Here is a 23097-nt window from a genome sequence, read left to right as displayed (position 1 = left end):
AAACGGAGTGTCGCATGCCAGACCATGACCCCCTGATCTTTGCCCCCGATGGCAGCTTGGCACGCCTGCGCGCGATCATGCGCGCGTTGCGTGACCCTGAATCCGGCTGCCCCTGGGATATTGAGCAGGATTTCGCGTCAATCGCCCCCTACACCATTGAAGAAGCCTATGAAGTGGCCGATGCCATTGAAAACTGCGATTGGACCGCGCTTCAGGGGGAATTGGGGGATTTGCTGCTGCAAGTGGTCTATCATGCCCAGATGGCCGAAGAAGCCGGGTATTTCACCTTTGACGACATAACCCGCGGCATTTCGGACAAGATGCTTGCGCGCCACCCGCATGTGTTCGGCAATGAGAGCCGGGACAAAAGCGCTGCACAACAAGTGCAGGACTGGGAACAGGTGAAGGCCGCCGAACGCGCGGCGCGCGCGCAAGGTGGCGTTCTGGATGACGTGGCGCTTGGTCTGCCTGCCCTGATGCGGGCAGTGAAGCTGCAAAAGCGCGCCGCCCGCGTGGGGTTTGACTGGCCGTCCACCGATCAGGTGCTGGACAAGATCATCGAAGAATCGCGCGAATTGGTGGAAGCGCGCGACACCCTGACCGAAACCGAGATCGCAGAGGAATTCGGTGACCTGATGTTTGTCATGGCCAATCTGGCGCGCCACCTGAAACTGGACCCGGAAGAAGCGCTGCGCGCCGCAAATGCAAAATTCACCCGCCGTTTTCAGTCCATTGAGCGTGCCCTTGCCGCCGAAGGTCGCAGGCCCGCTGACAGTACATTGGACGAAATGGATGCACTATGGAATGCCGCCAAACATCAGGAAAAACGCGATGCAGCCGAATGACCAGACCCTGACCGAACAGGGGCTGCCCGCACGGGGGCGCGGTACAATCCTGCTGCTGGCTTGCGGGGCATTGGCGCGTGAAATTCTTGCGCTGAAACAGGTGAATGGCTGGACACATATGGATTTGCTGTGCCTGCCCGCCAATCTGCACCTGTGGCCGGACCGCATTCCTGATGCTGTGGAAAAGGCCGTGCTGGAACACCGCGACCAGTATGAAACGATATTCGTTGTCTATGCTGATTGCGGCACCGGCGGGCTGTTGCAGGCGCGCTGCGATGCCTTGGGGGTGCAGATGGTGCCGGGGCCGCATTGCTATGCGTTTTTTGAAGGGGTCGATACATTCGCGGCCCATGCCGAGGATGAGATTACCGCCTTCTACCTGACGGATTTTCTGGTGCGCCAGTTTGATGCCTTTGTCTGGAAACCGATGGGGTTTGACCGCCACCCCGAACTGATTGCAATGATGTTCGGAAATTACACCAAGCTGGTTTATCAGGCCCAGACCAATGACCCCGCCCTTGATGAAAAGGCTATGGATGCCGCGCGCAGGCTGGGGCTGGCATATGAACGACGCTTTACCGGATATGGCGATCTGGCGCGGGAATTGTCGCAGCTGACATAAACCCCGCGCCCTTCAGCACAGGTTCACGCGAAAACGCAGATCACCCGCAGCGAATGAAATACACCGTTCCCGAACCCGCATCTTCCGAATGAAGCAGGTGGTGGCCGGATTGCTGACAGAAATGCGGAATATCAATAAACGCCGCCGGATCAGACGCCAATACCCGCAAGACCTGCCCCGGTGCCATGTCCTGAAGCCGCTTGCGCGCCTTCAGTACCGGCAGCGGGCATAGCAAGCCAATTGCATCAACTTCCTGATCGGCGACAATCGGGGCCGTCATCTGCTGCGCCCCCTGCGCGGGCGCGGCGCGCGCGGTGTCATCCCTTCGCGCAGCAATCCGGTCATGGGATGGTCCGGGGCAAGCGGGCCATACTGGTCCAGCATAGCCTGTACCGCCTGCATATGGTCCTGGCCCGAAGGCAGGCTCAGCGCCCAGTCAATAAGGATGGACCGGCATTCATCCATGCTGATGCCATCAATACGATAGCTTTCGCGGATCAGTCCCTTCGGGTCATGTTCTGGTATCATTTCGATTGTTTTTTCCTGTCTTCCCCATCCGGGGCAAAAATTGAATCTATCACTTTTTCCGAGAACGCACATATGTCTTTCAGGTCGCGCGCCAGTATATCAACCGTTTCCACCCCGACAGATGCCAGAATGAACTTCTGCCCGCCACGGCCCAGATCGGCAATGTCGGAAATCCGGTCGGTCAGCAGCCGCCCCGTGGCCTGCATCGTCCAGCACAGGTGATAGGCCCGCCGCAAGGCGGCCTCGGCATCTGCGCTGATGACCCCTGCCCTGACGCCCGCGCGCAATTGCTGTTCGACACGCCGACCGTGATGCCCCGCAGCCAATGCGCAGAATTGTGCGGCCAGTTCGATATCCATCAGGCGGCCCGGCCCGGCCTTGGCATCCCACAACCCATGCGCGGGCTTGGCGTCAGACAATCTGGCACGCATGTCGGCCACATCCTTGCGCAGCGTTTCACCGGTGGATTTTTGCCGCAACAGCGCCCTGCGGAACCCTTCGACGACATCGCCAAGCGCAACCGATCCTGCCACACGACGCGCGCGGGTCAGGGCCATATGTTCCCATGTCCACGCTTCATTATGCTGGTAGTCGCGAAAGGCATTCAGACTGGTCGCAACTGGTCCCTGCCGCCCGGACGGGCGCAAGCGCATGTCCACTTCATATAGGCGCCCTTCGGCTGTGGGCGCGCTGATGGCCGTCAGAAACGCCTTGGTCAGGCGCGCGTAATAGCTGCGCGTGTCCAGCGGGCGCGGCCCTACCGAACTGTCGGATGGATCGGCATCATAGATCACGATCAGGTCCAGATCAGACGCGGCATTCAGCCGCCCCGCCCCCAGCGACCCCATGCCCAGCACCACGGCCCCCTTCCCCGGCGCGGGGCCATGTTTGCGCGCAAATTCTGTCTGCACCACAGGCCATAATGCGCCAAGTGTCGCTTCGGCAAGGGATGCATATTCGGCGCCTGCCTCGAATGCGTCGATCAGACCGCGCAGGTGATGCACCCCGACCCTGAAATGCCATTCCCGCGCCCAGACCCGCGCTGCATCCAGTTGGCGTTCATAGTCATCCAATTGGGCCAGACGGTCCGTCAGATCATGTTGCAGCGCCGTTGATCCCGGCCATGGCGCGAAGAATCCCCCCCCGATCACGGCATCAAACACCGCCGCATTGCGCGACAGATAGGCCGCAAGCCGTGGTGATGTCGCGCAGATATCCACGATAAGGTCAATCAGCTGGGGGTTTGCCTCGAACAGGGCGAACAGCTGGACACCGGCTGGCAGCCCCCCCAGAAAATGATCGAACTGCACGAGTGCGGCTTCGGGATCAGCGGCATCCTGCAACCGTGTCAGAAGCGCGGGGCGCACACGCTTGAACAATTCCTTTGCCCGTTCAGACCGCAGTGCCGCATAGCTGCGCCAGCCTTCGATTATATTCTGCTGAGCGTCCGACAATTCGGGTTCATCCGCGCTTGCGCTGGCATCCGGCGCGAAGAACCCTTCGCTCAGTTCTGCCACGTCGCGCAACCTGCCCAGAAGACGGTCGCGAAATGCGTCCGTGCTGTCCAGACCAACGAAATGTGCGATCCGGTCCAGCCCTTCGGCGGTGGTCGGCATTTTCTGGGTCTGGGCATCCTGAACCATTTGCAGGCGATGTTCAATCTCACGGTGTTCAATGTAATGCGCGGTCAGCTTGTCGGCCACGTCCTGCGGAATCCACCCCTTGGCGGCCAGCGCTGCCAGCCCGTCAACCGTGCGGGGGCTGCGCAGGTCGGGGTCGCGGCCCCCGGCAATCAGCTGACGGGTCTGGGTAAAAAACTCGATCTCGCGGATACCGCCCTGCCCCAGCTTGATATCATGCCCTTCAAGGCTCAGCGCACCACCCAGGCCCTTATGCGCCTTGATGCGCAGGCGCATGTCATGAGCATCCTGAATGGCGGCGAAATCAAGGTGCCTGCGCCACACGAAAGGGCGCAGCGTTTCCAGAAAGCGCTGCCCCGCCGCCAGATCCCCCGCGCAGGGCCGCGCCTTGATATAGGCGGCGCGTTCCCATGTGCGACCCAGACTTTCATAATAGCGTTCTGCTGCATCCATCGACAAGCATACGGGCGTCACCGACGGGTCCGGGCGCAGGCGCAGGTCGGTGCGGAATACATACCCTTCGGCAGTATGATCGGACAACAGCCCGCATAATCTGCGGGCCACGCGAATGAAACTGGCGCGGGCATCCAGGTAATCATCGGGCGCGAATCGGGTTTCGTCAAACAGGCAAATCAGGTCGATATCGGATGAATAGTTCAGTTCCCGCGCACCCATCTTACCCATGGCCAGCACAACCATTCCCGCGCCGGTCGCGGCGTCATCCGGCGTTGCGCCGGGCAATTTTTTACGCCGGATTTCATCGGCGATCAGCGTGGTCAGTGTGACATGCGTGGCGCGGTCGGCAAGGTCGGTCAATGCACCTGTCACCTGATCCAGCGACCAGACCCCGCCCAGATCGGCCAAGGCCGCCAGCAGCGCGACGCGCCGCTTCGCCTGACGCAGGCGCACGGACAAATCCGCAAGCGGCGTATCATCCAGTTCCGTAAGTTCATCGGTCAGCGCCACATCCGGCGCGCAGGCAAACGCAGCCGCCATCCAGTCACGTTCGCGTGTCATCAGCGCTTTCAGATAGGGGCTGCACCCCGCAGCGCCATCAACCAGATCCAGCTTGTCTTGTGTCAGATTCGGGAAAAGTGACCGCGCTTCGGCACCAGCGGCACGGTCATAGGGCAACGGAAATCGCGTGATTGGCCAATATGTCATGACGAAAGATGAACCTTTCATGGCGCGGGTCAATTCAATCACATCCCGGGCGACGGAACCTCAGCATATACTGTTCCCAAGCGGGCAGAAAGCAAACCAAAGTAATAAAATTATCAGGGACGTTGATTTTTTCCTTGCCAATATTGGTAAACTATCCTTACCACTGCAGTCAGGGAGAGAGAGAACAACAATATAAGCGACAAATCGGCCCAGTCCGACGAAAGCGCAACTCTTTCCTTGACGCAACACACTCGTTGCGTGTCGAGTGAGATTGGTAAAGTCCAAACACTGAGGAGGAAATAATGAATAAACTGTTGATCACCACTGCGCTGGGTGCAAGCCTTGTCGCGGGGTCCGTGCAAGCACAGGAACGTGTTCGCTGGCAGGTGCCGATGAGCTTCGCATCCACCCTGACCGCGCTTGGTGACACGATGCCATGGGTGGCAGATCAGTTGCGCGCCGTATCCGGCGGCAATATTGACCTGCGCGTGGCGGAACCGGGTGCCGTTGTTCCGGCACTGTCCATCTTCGAAAACGTGTCGGAAGGCAATATCGACGCAGGCTATAGCTGGATGGGCTATGAATGGGGCACAGTGCCCGCCGCCGCCCTGTTCGGTGCAACGCCCTTTGGCCTTGAATCGGTCGAGTTTCTGGCATGGATGACCCATCACGGCGGTCAGGAACTTCTGGAAGAAACCTTCCACGCCTATAACGTGCATCCTGTTCTGTGCGGCACTATCAGCCCCGAAACAGCTGGCTGGTTCCGGTCAGAAATGAACACCGTCGAAGATCTGCGCGGCCTGCGATTCCGCGCGGCTGGTGTGGGTGGTGAAATCTTCGGGGAATTCGGCATGTCAGTCACCCTGCTGCCAGGCGGGGAACTGTATCAGGCGCTGGAGACCGGCAACCTTGACGGCACCGAATTCTCGCTGCCGACAGTGGATGAACAGCTTGGGTTCTATCAGGTGGCTGATTACCTGTATATGCCGGGCTGGCACCAGCCTTCAACCAACCAGTTCCTGTATGTCAATCTTGACGTCTGGAACGGGCTGGAAGATCAGACCCGCGCCATGATCGAAACCACCTGCATGGCGGGCAATGCCTACTCCATCGCACGTGCTGAAGCGTTGCAAGGTGCGGTCATCACCAGCTTTGAGGAGCGCGGCACCAATGTGCGCACCTACTCCGACGAGCAGATTGCTGCTTTCTATGATGCCACTCAGACTGTGATGGGCCGCTGGTCAGAGCAGGATGAAATGTTCGGAAGGGTCTATTCTTCGATGATGGACTTCCAAGCTGAACTGCGCCCATGGAAAGAGCAAGGCTACCTGCCGCGCGACTGGCAGTCCCGGATTGAAGAATAATCTGATCCGTTTCTGAAAAGGACCGTGCCTGCAAGGGCGCGGTCCCGTTTTGCACAGACAAACAGATGGTTGACGCCCGGACCGACGGAAGGAGGCGACCCATGAACCAGACAGAGCCCCATATCGAACTGGATCTGGAGAAGATCGAAGATTCAGGCGCGCGCAGCCATGGGCTGGAATTTCCGCGCACATGGCCGTCCGATGTCATAGAGAAGGTGCTTGGATCGCTGTCATATTTGCTGAACACGATCTGGATCGCACTTGTTCTGATCATCGTGGTCAATGTGACCATGCGCTATGCGTTTAATGTCAATTATGTCTGGGTCGAAGAAGTACAATGGCACATGTATGCCGTAGGGTTCATGTTCGGAATCGGCTATGCCGTGATGCATGATTCCCATGTCCGCGTTGATGTGCTGGCCGCAAATTTCCGCCCCACGACCCGCGCCTGGATCGAGGTGATCTCGATTGTCGGCATCATACTTCCTTTGTGCTGGATCATCGTCCAATACGGCATTCCCTTTGTCGAGGCGTCGTATAACCGGGGCGAACGGTCATCGGCACCGGGCGGGCTGGCAAATCGCTGGATGATAAAAAGCGTGATCGTGCTGGCCTTCCTGTATATCGGAATGGCCGCTTTCGCTCGGCTGCTGCGCATCACCGCATTTCTTTTCAATTTCCCGCGCGCGCGGGTCACGCAATAACAACCAGACCGCAGAACGGCTGCTTTTCGGCGCGGTTTCACGACAGGACAAGTGATGGAAACGAACGAAATCCTGGTGGTTGCGATGCTCGCATCCTTCATCGCACTTATCTTCACGGGCATTCCTGTGACATGGGCACTGGCGGGCGTGTCGATCGCCTTCAGTTTCATCGCCATCTATGGCTTTGAAGCATTCGGATGGGACACGTTTTTCCTGACTGACTACCGGATATTCGGCATTTTTGTGCAGCGCATCTGGGGCCAGATGTCGAACTGGATTCTGGTGGCGCTACCGATGTTCATCTTCATGGGGCTGATGCTGGAACGATCCGGCGTGACCGAAAAACTGATGGAAAACTTCATCCAGCTTTTCGGGCGGTTCCGCGGCGGGCTGGCGCTGGGGGTTGTGCTGATCGGCATTCTGCTGGCCGCCTCAACCGGGATTGTCGGCGCGTCGGTTGTGCTGCTGGCGCTTCTGTCCATGCCGATCATGCTGCAACAGGGCTATAACAAGGGCTTTGCGTCCGGTGTGGTCTGTTCCGCAGGCACGCTGGGCATTCTGATTCCGCCATCCATCATGCTGATCATCATGGCGGATCAGATGTCGGTATCGGTCGGCAACCTGTTCATGGGCGCGCTGATTCCCGGGCTTATGCTGGGGGTGTTCTATATCATCTATATCATGGGGGCGGCGACGTTCTTCAGGACGCTTGCGCCCGCGCCCAAGGATTTGTCCCCTGTCACCGCGCGGCTGGTCTGGAACACTTTGCTGGCCGTCATCCCGCCGCTGCTGCTGATTTTCGCGGTGCTCGGATCGATTTTCTTCGGTCTGGCCACCCCGACCGAAGCCTCTGGTGTGGGGGCATTCGGTGCAACGCTGCTTGCGGCAGCCAATGGCAGGCTGAGTTGGGCGGTGCTGAAAGATGTCGGCATGAAAACCACGCTGACCACGGCCTTCATTTTCGGCATCTTTCTGGGCGCCACGATGTTTGCCGTGGTCATGCGCCAGCTGGGCGGGGATGATTTCATCACCCAGTCCTTACGGAGCTTGCCATTCGGGCCAAGCGGCGTGGTGCTGACAATCCTGTTCATTGCGTTTCTGGCCGGGTTCTTTCTGGACTGGCTGGAAATTTCGCTGATCATGCTGCCGCTGGTGTCGCCTGTGGTCGTATTGCTGGGCTTCGACCAGATCTGGTTCATCGTGTTGTTCGCTGTGGTTTTGCAGACATCCTTTCTGACACCGCCAGTAGGGTTTTCGCTGTTCTACCTGAAGGGGGTCGCACCGCCGGAGGTGACAATTATCGACATTTACAAAGGTGTCATCCCCTTTGTGTTGCTGCAGATGCTTGCGGTTCTTATGGTGTTCATCTTCCCGCAACTGGTGCTGTGGCTGCCGGGGCGGCTGTTGTAAACGCCTGCGCGTCCCGCTAAGACCATCATGACCCCGGCCCCTCGTGCCGGGGTTTGCTGGTTTCCCGCCCTCGTACGCAAAGCCTCATGTTCCTTGATCCACTGCTTTACAGCTTCGTCTTTCTTGGCCTGTTTTCACCCGGACCGAATGTCATCATGCTGACAGCTTCGGGGGCGCGTTTCGGGTTCCGGCGCACAGTTCCGCACCTGTTTGGGGTGGTTGCTGGTGTTGGTATCACAGCGGGGGTTACCGGGTTCGGGGTTGGTGCGCTTGTGCTGGCCAATCCGGTGCTGGGGCTGGTTCTGCGCTTGCTGGCGGCCGGGTGGATCCTGTTTATGGCGTGGTCCTATTTCAACGCGACACGCCGCCCGGCATCAGACACGCAGGAAACCGGCCAGCCCATGACATTGCTGCAGGCAGTGCTGTTTCAATGGATCAACCCCAAGGTTTGGGCCATAGCCTTTGCCGCATCGGCGGGATATGGGGCAGGACTGTCCCCGTCGCTGGAAGGGCTGCGCCTTGGTCTTGCGTTCAGTTCGGTCAATCTTGGCGTATGCCTGTTCTGGACCAGCGCAGGCGCATTGCTGACAGCGCTTTTGCGCGCACCGCATCACTGGAAAATCTTCATGCGCGTCATGGCCGGATTGCTTGCTGCATCTGCGCTGATGGTCTTTATCTGACCCACGGTTCAGCCCCCTTGCCATGGCGCGCAAATCTGGTAGCGTCATTTGATCAAATCTACGGGAGAAACCCTCATGGCCCTCGACCGCCCTACGCCCAATGACCTGCGCGCATTCTGGATGCCATTCACCGCGAACCGCCAGTTCAAGCAGGCCCCACGCATGCTGGTGGCCGCAGATGGCATGTTCTACACCACATCGGACGGGCGGCAGGTGCTGGACGGCACAGCCGGTCTTTGGTGCTGCAATGCAGGCCACAAGCGCCCGAAAATAACCGAAGCCATCCAGAAACAGGCTGAGGAACTGGATTACGCGCCAGCCTTCCAGATGGGCCACCCCAAGGCGTTTGAACTGGCAAACCGACTGGTGGATCTTGCGCCCGAAGGCATTGATCATGCGTTCTTCACCAACTCCGGGTCGGAAAGCGTGGAAACCGCGCTGAAAATCGCGCTGGCCTATCACCGCGCCAGGGGCGATGCCAGCCGCACCCGCCTTATCGGGCGCGAGCGGGGCTATCACGGGGTGAATTTCGGCGGCATTTCGGTCGGCGGGATCGTCAATAACCGCCGCCATTTTGGCGCAATGCTGGTGGGCGTGGACCATATGCCCCACACCCATATCCCGCAAAACCAATGGTCCAGGGGTCAGCCCGAACATGGCGCAGAAATAGCCGATGAACTGGAACGCATTGTCGCCCTGCACGGCGCCGATACGATTGCGGCTGTCATTGTCGAACCGGTCGCGGGGTCCACCGGCGTTCTTATCCCGCCCAAGGGCTATTTGCAGCGCCTGCGCGAAATCACGCGCAAACATGGTATCCTGCTGATATTTGATGAAGTGATCACCGGCTTTGGCCGCCTTGGCAGCCCTTTTGCCGCGCAGCATTTCGATGTGATGCCCGACATGATCACCTGTGCCAAGGGGCTGACCAATGGTGTCATTCCCATGGGTGCGGTGCTGACCACGGCTGAAATTCACGACGCATTCATGACCGGTCCTGAAAACCTGATAGAGTTGTTCCACGGCTATACCTATTCCGGCAGCCCGATCGCATCTGCAGCGGGGCTGGCCACGCTGGAAACCTACCGCGAAGAATCGCTGTTTGAACGCGCCGCCGACCTTGCGCCCTATTGGGAAGATGCCGTGCATTCGCTGAAGGACCGCCGCCATGTCATCGACATTCGCAACATGGGGCTTATCGGCGCGGTGGAACTGGAACCGATTGCAGGTGCGCCCACACAACGCGCCTTCAACGCTTTCCTGAAAGCCTATGAAAAGGGCGTGCTGATCCGCACAACCGGCGACATCATTGCCATGTCCCCGCCCCTGATCATCGAAAAGGCACATATCGACCAGTTGATCGGCACCCTGGGCGAGGTTCTGGACAGTCTGGACTGAGCGGTATGAGCAAATCCCTGAAACGTGTGGCCCGCGCCCTGTCGGATGCGGGCCTGCACGACACCATCAAGGAAGCAGGCGAGACCCGCACCGCCGAGCAGGCCGCCGCCGCTTGCGACTGCGCGATTGACCAGATTGTAAAATCTATCATCTTCTGCGGCCTGTCATCGGGGGCTGTGCGGCTTTTCCTTACGGCCGGTGGCAACCGTGTCTGCGCACAAAAAGCGTCGGCGCTGGCGGGCGAGGAACTGGGGCGCGCGGATGTCAGCCTTGTGCGCGCATCCACGGGATTCGCCATCGGCGGTGTCGCGCCAATCGGCCATCTGACCCCGCAACCCACATGGATTGATCCACGCTTGCTGGACTTCGGAACTGTCTGGGCCGCTGCTGGCACGCCTCGCCATGTCTTTTCAATTGATCCGCAAATGCTTATGTCACTGTCGAATGCAACACTTGCGGATTTTGTGGAATGACCCTGCCCGACCCAGAACTGCAGCCGGAATTTTATGCCGATGTGCCCCTGAAACGGGTTGGCGCCTGGGCGATTGATCTGGTAGTAACCGCGCTGCTGACGCTGATCGGACTGGTCATGACCTTGTTTATCAGCGTGTTTTTCCTGCCGGTTCTGTTTGCAACCGCCTCAATTGCCTATCGAACGGTAATGCTGGCACGCTATGGCGCGACCCTGGGCATGATGGGAACAGCCCTGAAATGGCGCAGCCTTGACGGGCGCAACCCTGACGCCATGACCGCATTCTGGTATAGTGTAATGCATGCGGGCATGTGGACAGTGTTTCCGCTTCAGGCCGCGTCCATGGTCATGATCCTGCTAACGCCTTATCGTCAGGGGTTGCATGATTTTGTCCTGAATACCACAATGCTGCACCGTATCGCACCACAATAGGGCATCAGACCAATGATTACTTGGCGCAATCACAAAGCCTTGCTAATCTGCGCGCCATCCCATTGCCAACAAGCTTACTCTCATGCGCCATAGCCTTCCGACCATCCCCCAGTTTTATGTGACAGCGCCACAGCCCTGTCCCTATCTGGATGGGCGCATGGAACGGAAACTGTTTACCGCGCTGCAGGGCGATCAGGCCGAAGCCATGAACGACACCTTGTCCAAGCAAGGGTTCCGCAGATCGCAGAATGTTCTGTACCGTCCGTCATGTTCGGATTGCTGCGCATGTTTGTCCGCCCGCATCCGTGTGGATGATTTCACGCCATCGCGCGGCCAGCGCCGCACACGCAGGCGCAATGCCCATCTGATGCGCGAAGTGACCAGTGCCTGGGCCACCGAAGAACAATATGATCTGTTCCGCCGCTATCTGGACAGCCGCCATGCCGATGGCGGCATGGCCGATATGGATGTGTTCGAATTCGCCGCCATGGTCGAAGAAACCCCGGTGCGCACGCGCGTCATTGAATACAGAATCCAAGGGGAAACCGGCAGCAAATCCCTTGCTGCTGTGTGCCTGACCGATGTGCTGGATGACGGGCTGAGTCTGGTCTATTCCTTCTTCGATCCGGATCTGGACAAGCAATCGCTTGGCCAGCACATGATCCTTGATCATCTGGAACTCGCACGGGCTGCAGGACTGCCCTTTGTCTATCTTGGGTATTGGGTGCCTGGCAGCCCCAAGATGGATTACAAGGCAGGCTATAGCGCGCTGGAAGTCTATCACGAAGGGCATTGGCGCGATCTGGTTGATAAATCGGATTATTCACGGGCAACGCATCCGCTGTCGGTGCCGCCCATCGCAGAACAGGTTACTCGTCTGGTCATGCCAAAGGAAATGTCGGCCCCGGTGGGCCTGTCACAGCGCGTGCCGAACCGGGGTTAGAACGCGCATTCGTTGCCCTATGGCATTCTTGTATCAGGTGGCAATGTAGGGCCGGGCAATTCCGGTCTTCTCGGCCCCCCGCTTATTTCGTGGCAAACACCTTCCAGGCCAGCAATACACGCGCGCCGGCTGTGAACAGGCACAACACCCCAAACCCGAAAGCAAGCGGCGAAAACCATGCGGGCAGCAGACACAGCACCAGAAAAAACACGATCGTTTCTGTCCCCTCCAGCAGGCCACTGGTGAAATACAGCGACTTCATCCCATGCGCATCACTTCTCATCTTCCGGCGTTCCGCCAACACGGAAAACCCCAAAAATGACCCCGCATTGACATAGAAGCTCAGTAACAGGAACGTCCCCGCCACGCCATGCGCCGCGGGATTCAGCATGACAAAGGCCAGCGGAATCGCGGCGTAGAACGCGTAATCACAGGTGATGTCCAGATAGCCACCAAAATCAGTGACACCACGCGCGCGGGCCACGGCACCGTCCAGTCCGTCCGCCAGCCGCGACGCCAGAATAAACAACATCGCCAGCACAAAGGCTTCGGCCACCACGGCCCCCGCCGCCGCCAGACCAAAAGCAAGCCCTGCAAACGTCACGGCATTGGCACTTAGTCCCCACCCGGCGATATGCCCGCCAATCCGGTTCAAGGGCGGGTCAATATAAGGGCGGATATGACGATCCAGCATCGCATTTTGCCTTCCTGTGGAACTTCGGAAACACGTAGCATTGCACCATATCAGACCCTTGCAAATCCGATCACACCCAATGTCAGCCCGGAAACGAAGAAACCTGTTTTACACACATAACCGATACGTGCATTGCGGCCAGAATGTTTCAAATAAACTTGCCAGTGTGACAAGGAACAATATCTTCCTGTGAAACAATCGCGTAGGCCGCGCGTATAGGGTACGAACACAATATCGAAAGGACTATCCGTGAAAAGCCATATACTTGCGTTCTCGCTCGCGTTGTTTTCGGCCCTGCACACCCCGGCGCTGGCACAGAATGTCGACCCGAAGGACTGGGACGCGGTGCTGGAACAGGCCCACGGGCAAACAGTATACTGGCACGCATGGGGCGGGGATGCGCGCATCAATGCCTTCATTGCGTCCGTCGGGGATAATCTGCAGGCCCGCCACGGCGTCACGCTGGAACATGTCCGTCTGGCCGATACCGCCGATGCCGTCACCCGCGTCATTACCGAACGCAGCGCGGGCCGGGACGCAGGCGGCGCGGTGGATGCGATCTGGATCAACGGCGCTAATTTCGCCTCGATGAAGGAGCAGGGCCTGCTTTTCGGCCCGTTTGCCGATGATCTGCCAAACTGGGCGCTGGTCGATACTGATGCGAACCCCGGTATTCTGGTGGATTTCACCCTGCCTGTTGAGGGCTATGGCAGCCCCTGGGCCATGTTCCAGATGGTGTTTGAATATGACAGCACCACCCTGCCGGAGCCGCCACGCTCGCTGGATGCCTTGCGTGCATGGATTGCGGAAAATCCGGGGCGGTTTACCTATCCGCAACCACCGGATTATCTGGGCACCAGTTTTCTGAAACAGGCTCTTTACGGCGTGCTGGATGATCCCGCCATCCTGTTGAAACCTGCCGGTGATGCCGATTATGACGCAGTGACAGCGCCCCTTTGGGCGTTTCTGGACGAAATCACCCCGTACCTGTGGCGACAGGGCCGCGCCTATCCCGCGAATGAACCTGCCCTTGGGCAATTGCTGGCCGATGGGGAAATTGACATAGCGTTTGCGTTCAATCCGGGGCGCGCATCCGCCGCCATTGCAGATGGTGAATTGCAAGACAGTGTGCGCACCTATGTTTTCGACGAAGGGACGCTGGCGAATTCATCCTATCTGTCCATCCCCTATAATGCCGCGAACAAGGCTGGCGCGCTGGTGTTGGCCAACCTGATCCTCGACCCTGAAATTCAGGCCCGCGCACAGGATCCGGATGTGCTAGGGTTTCAGACAGTGCTGGGCCTGGACCTGCTGGCCTCTGAGGATCGCGCGCGCTTTGATGCACTGGAGCTGGGCATTGCCACCCTTGCGCCCGACCAGATGGGCACGGGCCTGATGGAGCCGCACCCGACATGGATGACGCGCATTGCCGATGACTGGGTAGCGCGCTACGGCACAGGCCAGTAACATGCCCCACCCGCGCGGCTGGTCGCTGGTACCATGGGTCAGCATTGCGGTGCTGGCCCTTCCGGTTCTGGCGGGCCTCGTGGGGGTTGTGGCCCCTGCCTTTGGCTATATGCCAGCGTTGGGCGGAAATGCTGTTTCGCTGGCCCATTGGCAGGCGACCCTTAGCTGGCCCGGCCTGCCTGCTGCAATACGCCTGTCGGTTGTGACGGGCGTGGCAGCCACCGCGCTGTCGCTGGCATTGACCATCCTTATCGTGGCCGCGTGGCAGGGCACACGCAGCTTCGTCTGGGTCACGCGCGCGCTTGCGCCGCTGCTGGCGCTGCCCCATGCGGCGGCGGCGTTCGGGCTGGCATTTCTAATTGCACCTTCGGGCTGGTTGGCGCGCGCCGCCTCGCCCATGCTGACCGGATGGGACCGCCCCCCCGACCTGCTGATTGTCAATGACACATGGGGAATGGCGCTGATCGCGGGGCTTGTGGTCAAGGAAGTGCCGTTTCTGCTGTTGATGACGCTTGCCGCGCTGGGACAAACCGACAGCCTGCGCACGCAGCTTGTCGCACGCGCATTGGGCTATGGCCGGGTCACAGGCTGGCTGAAAACTGTGTTGCCGCGCGTTTACCCACAAATCCGTCTGCCGGTCTATGCGGTACTGGCCTATTCCATGTCAGTGGTCGATGTGGCGCTGATCCTTGGCCCGACACGCCCACCCACATTGGCCGTGCAGATCCTGGACTGGATGACCCGCCCCGACCTGGCAATGCGGTTTCAGGCAGCGGCGGGGGCTGTGCTGCAATTGGCGCTGGTGCTGGGTGTGCTGGTATTGTGGCGCTTGGCGGAACTTGCCATTGCCCGATGGGGGCGCAACTGGGCCGCAAGCGGTGAGCGCGGGGTGATGGCGGATCGCGGCCTGCGTCCACTCGCGGCCCTCGGCGCGCTGATCATCGGCGCGGTCGTCGCCCTGGGTCTGGCGGGGCTGGTGGTCTGGTCCTTCGCGGGCCTGTGGCGCTTTCCGGACCTGCTGCCGCAAAGCTGGAGCCTGCGCAACTGGACAGGCCAGATGGGCAGCCTTGGCCCGATCACGCGCGACACGGCACTGATTGCACTGGGGGCAACCGCCATCGCCATGGCGCTTAGCGTGTCGGTGCTGGAAGCCGAAGCGCGCGGGAACAAGACCCACGCTATCGCGCTGGTCTATCTGCCGCTGATCGCACCGCAGATCGCGTTTGTGCCGGGGCTTGCCAGTTTCGCGCTGGTGCTGGGGCTGGACGGGTCGCGCCTTGCGGTCATGGCGCTGCATCTGGTGTTCGTGCTGCCCTATGTCTATCTGTCGCTGGCCGACCCCTGGCGCGCATGGGACGCGCGCGCGGGCCTGTCAGCGCAAGCGCTGGGGGCCGGGCCGTGGCGGGTGCTGTGGGCAGTGCGCCTGCCGATGCTGACGCGGCCCTTGCTTATTGCATTCGCGGTCGGGTTTGCCACATCGGTTGCGCAATACCTGCCCACGCTGCTGATTGGCGCGGGGCGGGTGACAACGGTGACCACCGAAGCAGTCGCGCTGGCCAGTTCGGCCAATCGTCGCCTGATCGGGGTGTGGGCCGCTGTCCAGATGGCGCTGCCGATGCTGGTATTCGCGCTGGCGATCCTGTTGCCCACCTTGATTTTCCGGCGCCGCCAAGGCATGCGCGTTACATGACCCTGCGCCTTGAAAACCTGTGCATCACGCTGGCCGGTCGCGTACTGGCCAAACTGGACCTGACGGTTTCCGGCGGCAATGTGCTGACCATCATGGGCCCGTCTGGATGCGGGAAATCCACCGTTCTTGCCGCGCTGATCGGGGCCTTACCGCCCGCCTTCAGCATGCGCGGGCGTATCTGGTTGGATGGCGTGGACGTAACGCAAGTGCCGACCCATGCGCGGCGCATGGGGATTCTGTTTCAGAATGACATTCTGTTTCCGCATATGTCGGTTGCCGGTAATCTGGGATTCGGATTGCCCGGAAATGTGACCGCACGCCGCGCCGCCACAGACGCCGCCCTGTCAGAGGCCGGACTGCCCGGCATGGGCGCACGCGACCCCGCCACCTTGTCAGGCGGGCAGCGCGCGCGCGTGGCATTAATGCGCACGCTTCTGTCTGGTCCGCGCGCATTGCTGCTGGACGAGCCGTTCTCCAGTCTGGACAGCAATATGCGCGCCAGCATGCGCCAGTTCGTGTTTGAACGGGCGACTGAGCGCAACCTGCCGGTGATTCTGGTAACCCACGACCATGATGACGCCCGCGCCGCTGCCGGGCCGGTCATCAACGTCATGGGGGAACGGATACAACTTTAGACATCGGTGCGCACCCATATCAGCGTCGGCTGACAACGCAGATGGTGGGTGGCGTATTTTCCGCAAGATGAAGCAGCCCGGGACATGCGACAGGTTCTGCGGTAGCCTTGGATCAATTGGCCTTGCGGCTGGGGGTAAAAGGCAGGGGCAGCACCGGAACACCGTCATCGATCAAGGCTTTTGCCTCAGACGGGTGTGCCTCGCCATAGATCGGGCGGTCGGGAATGTCGCCCAGATACATCGCGCGCGCCTGCGTGGGGAAATCCTCGCCGACATATTCGGAATGCGCTTCGACATGGGCGCGCAATTCCCGCAATCTGGCCGCCATTTCGGGCGAATGTGATGATGGTGTAGGGGGTGTGTCCGCGTGCTCACGCGCCGACTGCTGGCCCTGCGCCACCGCCGGGGCCATCAACGCCTTTTCAACCTCGGTGCCGCCACAGACAGGACAGGTGACAAGATTGCGCCCTTTCAGGCTGTCAAATGCCGCGCCGGACTGAAACCAGCTTTCAAAACCATGCCCCTGCGCGCATCTGAGGGAGAACTTGATCATTCCGCACGACCCTTGCGACCTCTATATGGTAGTTATACGCAACTTCGCTGAATTCAAGGCAAAACCGTATGCCCGAAGGGTGACATGCACTGCCGGATTGCGGAAAACGACGCCGAAACCGCCCACCCCGCAACGCCGCCCAAAGTTCAGGGATTCGGCACCTGGCGGCCTACCTGCGCGTGCAATCTGACGTTACGTCATGGCGGCAGGTGAAATTCCCCCGCATCACTGGTAAAAAACTGCCCAAAGCCCTACCCTGGTGGCACTGGCCACCTTGCGCGCCCCCCTGCCCCCGCATATGAAGTGGCGCGAAACCGTGTGGAGGGGTCGGCCAATGCCGCTTCTGGTAATGAAATTCGGCGGCACTTCGGTCGCGGATCTGGCGCGCATCCGCAACGCGGCGCAAAAGGTCAAATCCGAGGTTGAGCGCGGCTATGACGTGATTGTCATTGTGTCGGCCATGTCGGGCAAGACCAATGAACTGGTGGGATGGGTCAATGAAACCTCGCCCATGTATGACGCGCGTGAATATGACGCCGTTGTCAGTTCGGGCGAGAATGTAACCGCGGGCCTGATGGCGCTGACATTGCAGGAAATGGATGTGCCCGCACGCAGCTGGCAGGGCTGGCAAGTGCCCATCCAGACCACAAGCCAGCATGGCGCGGCGCGGTTTCAGGACATTCCGCGCGCCAATCTGGACGCCAAATTTGCCGAAGGGTTCCGGGTCGCCGTGATCGCAGGCTTTCAGGGTGTCAGCGCTGAAGGGCGTATTACCACATTGGGACGTGGCGGTTCGGACACCACGGCCGTGGCCTTTGCGGCGGCGTTCGACGCGGAACGCTGCGACATCTATACGGATGTGGATGGCATCTATACAACCGACCCGCGCATCACATCCAAGGCGCGCAAGCTGGACAAGATCAGCTTCGAGGAAATGCTGGAACTGGCCAGCCTTGGTGCCAAGGTACTGCAAACGCGGTCCGTTGAACTGGCAATGCGCTATAAGGTACGCTTGCGTGTGCTGTCATCCTTCGATGATACGGATGAGCTATCAGGAACCCTGGTCTGTGATGAGGATGAAATCATGGAATCGAAAGTCGTGTCTGGCGTGGCCTATAGCCGCGAAGAAGCCAAGCTTACCCTTGTCACCGTGGAGGACCGCCCCGGTATTGCCGCCGCCATTTTCGGGCCACTGTCGGAAGCAGGGGTCAATGTGGACATGATTGTCCAGAATATTTCAGAACAGAATTACAAGGGCCGCGAAAAACCGGTCACCGACATGACGTTTTCCTGCCCCGTCGAACAGGTTGCCCGCGCGCGCAAGGCACTGGAAACCGCGCGCGACGCCGGGACGATAAGCTATGACGCGCTGGAAATAGATGAAGACGCGGCCAAGGTTTCGGTCGTGGGGATCGGCATGCGCAGCCATGCCGGCGTGGCCGCACGCATGTTCCGCGCTCTGGCGGATGAAGGTGTCAATATAAAGGTCATTGCGACATCGGAAATCAAGATTTCCGTCCTGATTGACAGGAAATATATGGAACTGGCTGTTCAGGCGCTTCATGATGCGTTTGAACTGGACAAGGCAGGCTGACCCAACAGCCTGCAACAATTTGGAGGGGCCATGCCCCACAGAACAAAGACAGACAGTCGCATGCTGTTGCGCCGTTTGCGCGACACACTGGCACAAGGCAGCCCCGGACAGGAGCGCCTTGACCGCATTACCACCATCATCGCGGAATCCATGGGGACGGATGTGTGCTCTGTCTATCTGTTCCGCGACCCCGATACGCTGGAACTTTGCGCAACCGAAGGGCTGAAACCTGAATCGGTGCATCATACCCGCCTGCGGCTGGGCGAAGGGCTGGTCGGCAAATCAGCGCGGCTGGCACGCCCCATCAACACAGCTAACGCCCCGGCTGAACAGGGTTTTCGCTATATGCCGGAAACCGGAGAGGATGTGTTCACGTCCTTTCTGGGGGTTCCAATACAGCGTCTGGGCGAGCGGCTGGGCGTTCTTGTGGTCCAGTCGCGCGAATCGCGCCTGTATTCCGAGGACGAAGTTTACGGCCTGGAAGTGGTTGCCATGGTCTTAGCGGAAATGACTGAACTGGGTGCCTTTGTCGGCATGTCGGCTGATATGCCGTCACCCCATATGCGTCAGGCCGTCCTGCATGGCATTCCCGCCCAGGAAGGCGAGGCGGAAGGCCATGTATGGCTGCACCAGCCGCGCGTTGTCATCACCAATCTGGTCAATGATGATTCACAGGCGGAACTGAAACGCCTGCAACAGGCGGTCAATGCACTGCGCGTTTCAGTCGATGACATGCTTGCCGCGACCCGTTCGCGCGACAAGGAGCATATGGAAGTCCTGCAGACATATCGCATGTTTGCCCATTCCCGCGGCTGGCTGAAACGGATGGAAGAAGACATTCGCCTTGGCCTGTCGGCAGAAGCCGCCGTGGAAAAGGAACAATCCGAAGCGCGGGCACGGCTGGAAACGGTGCCCGATGCCTATTTGCGCGACCGGCTGCATGATCTGGATGATCTGTCGAATCGACTGCTGCGCATTCTGACAGGTCAGGGAAATGAAACCGGCGCGGAAATGCCCGAACGCCCAATTCTGGTTGCACGCAATATCGGGCCGGGGGAATTGCTGGAATATGGCCGCAACCTGCGCGGCGTTGTGCTGGAAGAAGGATCCGTCGGCAGCCATGCCGCGATTGTCGCACGTGCGCTGGCCATCCCGCTGATCATCAATGTACCGCGCATCACCACCGAGGCACTGAACGGCGACCACATCCTTGTCGATGGCACCGAAGGTGTTGTGCATCTGCGCCCCGATGACAGTATCACCTCGGCATTCCGTGACAAGATGGCCATGCAGGCCAAGGCGCAGGAACGCTATGCCAGCCTGCGCGGCAAACCCGCAACGGCCCTGTGCGGAACGCGGATCACATTAAAGATGAATGCGGGCCTGATGGCAGACCTGCCATCCCTGCGCAGTTCCGGTGCTGAAGCCGTGGGCCTGTTCCGCACGGAGCTGCAATTCCTGATACGCGACAAGATGCCGAAGCGGGCGGAACTGGTGGCGAATTACACCCGTGTTCTGGACGCAGCGCATGGCAAGAAGGTGTATTTCCGTACCCTGGATATCGGGTCGGATAAGGTTACGCCCTATATGAAGCGCCCGGACGAACCCAACCCAGCGATGGGCTGGCGGGCGCTGCGGGTCGGGCTGGACAAGCCCGGTGTGCTGCGCATGCAGTTGCAGGCCCTGATCCGTGCCGCCGCCGGACGCCCGCTAAGTGTGATGTTCCCGCTGGTGGCACAGGCCAGCGAATTTGACCGCGCGCGCGATGTCTTGATGCGTGAACTTGACCGCGAACGCAGGCTTGGTCATGTCCTGCCGGAAAAGGTGGAAATCGGCACGATGCTGGAAACACCGTCACTGGCCTATGCGCCTGACAGTTTCTTCAAGGCAGTGGACTTCATCTCGATCGGCGGGAATGACCTGAAACAGTTTTTCTTCGCTGCTGACCGCGAAAATGAACTGGTGCGGCGCCGGTATGATACCCTGAACCTGAGTTTTCTGACCTTCCTTCAGCATATTGTGGACCGGTGCCACGTTGCCGGAACCGACCTGTCATTTTGTGGAGAGGATGCCGGTCGCCCATTGGATGCGCTGGCATTCGCAGGAATCGGCATTCAGGCGCTGTCCATGCGTCCCGCGTCCGTCGGGCCGGTAAAATCGCTGATCCGGCGTGCAAACCTGAATGAAGTCTCGGAAATCATCGCCCGCACCAAGGCCCGCGGGCTGGAAAACGCGCGCCCTGCCCTGCTGGACTACGTTGCATCGCTACCCTGAGCGGCGTCGGCATCGGTCGCACAGTATTTGACCACATCGCCGCGAACGCCATCCCAGCCGCCGGGCACCAGCGCCAACCCCAGAATGCGGGCCGGGTTCGTAGGGGGGGGCATATGAACACCGTCCAGCCGGTGGAAACCAAAGCGCCCATAATAGGGTTCATCCCCCACCAGCAGCACCCGCGCCCAGCCCAGTTGCGCGGCGCGCGACAGGCTTTCGCGCATCAGCCAGCCGCCCAGCCCCTCGCCCTGATGGGTGGGGTGAACCGCGATTGGTCCCAGCAACAATACATCCTTGCCCGCAACGCACACAGGCCAGAACCGGATGGCCGCCGCAACCCCGCTGTCATCGCGCAGCAACAGACACAAACCGGCCACTGGTTGCACATCATCACGCAGGCGGTAGGATGACAGCGCCTCGCGCCCCGGTGCGAAGCACAGGTCATAAAGGGCCTCGACCTCCCACCAGTCTGCACGCGCTTCCTGAAATAGCTGCATCACCCGTTCCCCGCGTGCTCAACGCTGGTCGCGGCCCTAGCATGACGCTACACTGGGTGCAAACACACGAAGAGGCATGTTTTGTTTTATGAACCCCGCAACGGCCACGGATTGCCGCACAACCCTTTTAACGCCATCGTGACACCCCGCCCCATTGGCTGGATTTCAACGCGCGGGCGGGACGGGCAGGACAATCTGGCCCCCTATTCCTTTTTCAACGCCGTCGCCTATGTGCCACCACAGGTGATGTTTGCATCCACCAGCACCAAACCTGATCGCGATGGCACCAAGGACAGTGTGGCCAATATTCGTGAAACAGGGGTGTTCTGTGTCAATATCGTGGAACATGCCGCGCGCGATGGCATGAATACCACATCCGGCCCCTGGCCGCGCGAGGTAGATGAATTCCAGCAGGCGGGCATTCCCCGCACCCCCTGCCGAATGATCGATGCTGCACGGGTAGCAAACGCCCCTGCCGCGCTGGAATGCCGGATGACACAAATTGTCACGCTGGCGGGAGAGGCCAATTTCATGGTTCTGGGCGAAGTCATTGGTGTGCATATGCGCGATGACTGCCTGCAGGATGGTATGTTCGACATTACACGCTTCAAACCGTTGGCGCGCTGCGGATACCGGGATTATGCCGTGGTGGAACAGGTGTTCAGCCTGAAACGGCCGGGGGAGTAACGTCAGCGCATGATCAAGGCGAATGGCAAAGCGGGCTGGTCAAATCTGGCCTGAAGGGGACGGTCGAGGTGTAACCCGGTGCGGAATCAAGGACGAAGGCCGCCGCGCCATCGGCGGGCCGTCCCGCGGCCTGCCGATGACCTGATGTCAGTCAAGTCCTTTGAACTCAGGAGTATGCCGCCTGCATAAAGTGAACTTCTCCGGGCGTGGGATCGGCAGTCCCCGGCCCACCGCTGGCGCGGGCTTTAGGCGCTCCCCAACACCCGATTCACACCAGAACCATCCGCTTCAACCCGGCCTGATCACGCATTCGCTTACGCCAACCAGTCGCGGAATTCATCAATGACGCTGGCGTAAATCTCGCGTTTGAAGGGTACGATCGCGGCCAGCATCTCCTGCGCCGTGATCCAGCGCCATTGCGAAAATTCAGGATGTTCCGTCTGAATGTCGATCTGCTCATCGCGCCCGGTGAACCGCATCAGGAACCAGCGCTGTTTCTGCCCGCGATAGCACCCTTTCCAGATACGCGGCACTATGTCATGCGGCAAGTCATAGGCCAGCCAGTCACGGGTTTCCGCCAACGGGGTAACCAGATCAGGGGTCACGCTGATTTCTTCATGCAGTTCACGCAAGGCGGCGGCGCCGGGGTCTTCGCCCGCGTCAATACCGCCTTGCGGCATTTGCCACGCAGGAATGGCACTGTCGATGCGTTGGGCGGCAAAGATCAGCCCGTCGGCATTGATCAGCATCACCCCGACACAGGGACGATAGGGCAGTCGCGCAATCTGTTCGGGGGTCATGGAA

General features: G+C 59.8%; 23 protein-coding genes. 16 read left to right on the top strand and 7 right to left on the bottom strand.

Going from position 1 to position 23097, the window contains the following annotated elements; translation table 11 throughout:
* Nucleotides 1-14: 14 nt before the first annotated feature.
* Together mazG and PUT78_RS01190 are read left to right on the top strand one after the other, a co-directional pair.
* On the top strand, nt 15-845 hold the full coding sequence (gene mazG / locus PUT78_RS01195; protein WP_274350182.1) for a nucleoside triphosphate pyrophosphohydrolase: 831 nt from the start codon (nt 15-17) through the stop codon (nt 843-845).
* Nucleotides 832-1467, top strand: coding sequence for a DUF1638 domain-containing protein (locus PUT78_RS01190; RefSeq protein WP_274350180.1), 636 nt, complete (start codon nt 832-834; stop codon nt 1465-1467). Before mazG ends, PUT78_RS01190 begins: the two co-directional genes overlap by 14 nt.
* 40 nt (nt 1468-1507) lie before the next feature.
* Here PUT78_RS01190 and PUT78_RS01185 read toward each other — a convergent pair whose 3' ends face one another.
* From PUT78_RS01185 to PUT78_RS01175, 3 genes are read right to left on the bottom strand one after another with little or no spacing between them, the layout of a single operon-like run.
* The gene (locus PUT78_RS01185; RefSeq protein ID WP_274350179.1) at nt 1508-1747 is read right to left on the bottom strand and encodes a sulfurtransferase TusA family protein; all 240 of its coding nucleotides are present in this window, start codon (nt 1745-1747) and stop codon (nt 1508-1510) included.
* Nucleotides 1744-1995 carry a hypothetical protein gene (locus tag PUT78_RS01180; RefSeq protein ID WP_274350178.1) on the bottom strand — a complete coding sequence of 84 codons (252 nt, stop codon included), beginning with the start codon at nt 1993-1995 and terminating at the stop codon, nt 1744-1746. The genes PUT78_RS01185 and PUT78_RS01180 overlap by 4 nt, the downstream gene beginning before the upstream one ends.
* Complete coding sequence (locus PUT78_RS01175) at nt 1992-4799, bottom strand: [protein-PII] uridylyltransferase family protein (RefSeq protein WP_274350176.1); 2808 nt, start codon at nt 4797-4799, stop codon at nt 1992-1994. The genes PUT78_RS01180 and PUT78_RS01175 overlap by 4 nt, the downstream gene beginning before the upstream one ends.
* A 302-nt stretch (nt 4800-5101) precedes the next feature.
* On the opposite strand from PUT78_RS01175, the gene PUT78_RS01170 reads away from it, so the two are divergent.
* From PUT78_RS01170 to PUT78_RS01135, 8 genes are all read left to right on the top strand, one after another.
* Nucleotides 5102-6163 carry a TRAP transporter substrate-binding protein gene (locus PUT78_RS01170; protein WP_274350175.1) on the top strand — a complete coding sequence of 354 codons (1062 nt, stop codon included), beginning with the start codon at nt 5102-5104 and terminating at the stop codon, nt 6161-6163.
* A gap of 101 nt (nt 6164-6264) precedes the next feature.
* Nucleotides 6265-6867 (top strand): TRAP transporter small permease subunit, encoded by a 603-nt coding sequence (locus tag PUT78_RS01165; protein WP_274350174.1) that lies wholly within the window; start codon nt 6265-6267, stop codon nt 6865-6867.
* A gap of 54 nt (nt 6868-6921) precedes the next feature.
* Nucleotides 6922-8277, top strand: a complete 1356-nt coding sequence (locus tag PUT78_RS01160) for a TRAP transporter large permease (RefSeq protein ID WP_274350173.1) — start codon at nt 6922-6924, stop codon at nt 8275-8277.
* Nucleotides 8278-8363: 86 nt separating this feature from the next.
* On the top strand, nt 8364-8957 hold the full coding sequence (locus tag PUT78_RS01155; protein WP_274350172.1) for a LysE family translocator: 594 nt from the start codon (nt 8364-8366) through the stop codon (nt 8955-8957).
* Nucleotides 8958-9032: 75 nt separating this feature from the next.
* On the top strand, nt 9033-10355 hold the full coding sequence (aptA, locus tag PUT78_RS01150; RefSeq protein ID WP_274350171.1) for an omega-aminotransferase AptA: 1323 nt from the start codon (nt 9033-9035) through the stop codon (nt 10353-10355).
* 5 nt (nt 10356-10360) lie between these two features.
* The gene (locus PUT78_RS01145; RefSeq protein ID WP_274350170.1) at nt 10361-10828 is read left to right on the top strand and encodes a YbaK/EbsC family protein; all 468 of its coding nucleotides are present in this window, start codon (nt 10361-10363) and stop codon (nt 10826-10828) included.
* Entirely contained in the window at nt 10825-11259 is a 435-nt protein-coding gene (locus tag PUT78_RS01140; RefSeq protein ID WP_274350168.1) for an RDD family protein, read from the top strand. The genes PUT78_RS01145 and PUT78_RS01140 overlap by 4 nt, the downstream gene beginning before the upstream one ends.
* An 82-nt stretch (nt 11260-11341) precedes the next feature.
* Nucleotides 11342-12202, top strand: coding sequence for an arginyltransferase (locus PUT78_RS01135; protein WP_274350167.1), 861 nt, complete (start codon nt 11342-11344; stop codon nt 12200-12202).
* Nucleotides 12203-12284: 82 nt separating this feature from the next.
* On the opposite strand, the gene PUT78_RS01130 is transcribed toward PUT78_RS01135, so the two are convergent.
* A complete protein-coding gene (locus PUT78_RS01130; protein ID WP_274350166.1) occupies nt 12285-12896 on the bottom strand; it encodes a CDP-alcohol phosphatidyltransferase family protein in 612 nt (203 codons plus the stop codon).
* Nucleotides 12897-13145: 249 nt separating this feature from the next.
* Between PUT78_RS01130 and PUT78_RS01125 the strand changes: the two genes are divergently transcribed.
* From PUT78_RS01125 to PUT78_RS01115, 3 genes are read left to right on the top strand one after another with little or no spacing between them, the layout of a single operon-like run.
* A complete protein-coding gene (locus PUT78_RS01125) occupies nt 13146-14363 on the top strand; it encodes an ABC transporter substrate-binding protein (RefSeq protein WP_274350164.1) in 1218 nt (405 codons plus the stop codon).
* A 1-nt stretch (nt 14364) separates the two neighbouring features.
* On the top strand, nt 14365-16053 hold the full coding sequence (locus PUT78_RS01120) for an ABC transporter permease (RefSeq protein WP_274350163.1): 1689 nt from the start codon (nt 14365-14367) through the stop codon (nt 16051-16053).
* On the top strand, nt 16050-16688 hold the full coding sequence (locus PUT78_RS01115) for an ATP-binding cassette domain-containing protein (protein WP_274350162.1): 639 nt from the start codon (nt 16050-16052) through the stop codon (nt 16686-16688). The genes PUT78_RS01120 and PUT78_RS01115 overlap by 4 nt, the downstream gene beginning before the upstream one ends.
* A gap of 112 nt (nt 16689-16800) precedes the next feature.
* Here the strand turns inward: PUT78_RS01115 and PUT78_RS01110 are convergent, their stop codons facing one another.
* Entirely contained in the window at nt 16801-17241 is a 441-nt protein-coding gene (locus tag PUT78_RS01110; protein ID WP_274350161.1) for a DUF1178 family protein, read from the bottom strand.
* A 334-nt stretch (nt 17242-17575) separates the two neighbouring features.
* Between PUT78_RS01110 and PUT78_RS01105 the strand changes: the two genes are divergently transcribed.
* Together PUT78_RS01105 and ptsP are read left to right on the top strand one after the other, a co-directional pair.
* Nucleotides 17576-18835 carry an aspartate kinase gene (locus PUT78_RS01105; RefSeq protein WP_274350160.1) on the top strand — a complete coding sequence of 420 codons (1260 nt, stop codon included), beginning with the start codon at nt 17576-17578 and terminating at the stop codon, nt 18833-18835.
* 30 nt (nt 18836-18865) lie between these two features.
* On the top strand, nt 18866-21109 hold the full coding sequence (gene ptsP, locus PUT78_RS01100; RefSeq protein ID WP_274350159.1) for a phosphoenolpyruvate--protein phosphotransferase: 2244 nt from the start codon (nt 18866-18868) through the stop codon (nt 21107-21109).
* Here the strand turns inward: ptsP and PUT78_RS01095 are convergent.
* The gene (locus tag PUT78_RS01095; protein WP_274350157.1) at nt 21088-21606 is read right to left on the bottom strand and encodes a GNAT family N-acetyltransferase; all 519 of its coding nucleotides are present in this window, start codon (nt 21604-21606) and stop codon (nt 21088-21090) included. The two genes, ptsP and PUT78_RS01095, sit on opposite strands and share 22 nt — an antisense overlap.
* Before the next feature lie 81 nt (nt 21607-21687).
* On the opposite strand from PUT78_RS01095, the gene PUT78_RS01090 reads away from it, so the two are divergent.
* Entirely contained in the window at nt 21688-22293 is a 606-nt protein-coding gene (locus PUT78_RS01090) for a flavin reductase family protein (protein ID WP_274350155.1), read from the top strand.
* 314 nt (nt 22294-22607) lie between these two features.
* On the opposite strand, the gene PUT78_RS01085 is transcribed toward PUT78_RS01090, so the two are convergent.
* A complete protein-coding gene (locus tag PUT78_RS01085) occupies nt 22608-23093 on the bottom strand; it encodes an RNA pyrophosphohydrolase (RefSeq protein WP_274350154.1) in 486 nt (161 codons plus the stop codon).
* Nucleotides 23094-23097 lie beyond the last annotated feature (4 nt).

It is taken from the genome of Roseinatronobacter alkalisoli, assembly GCF_028745735.1.
GTDB lineage: Bacteria > Pseudomonadota > Alphaproteobacteria > Rhodobacterales > Rhodobacteraceae > Roseinatronobacter > Roseinatronobacter alkalisoli.
Note: the sequence above shows the minus strand (reverse complement) of the source record. Positions and strands in the feature narration are given on the sequence as shown.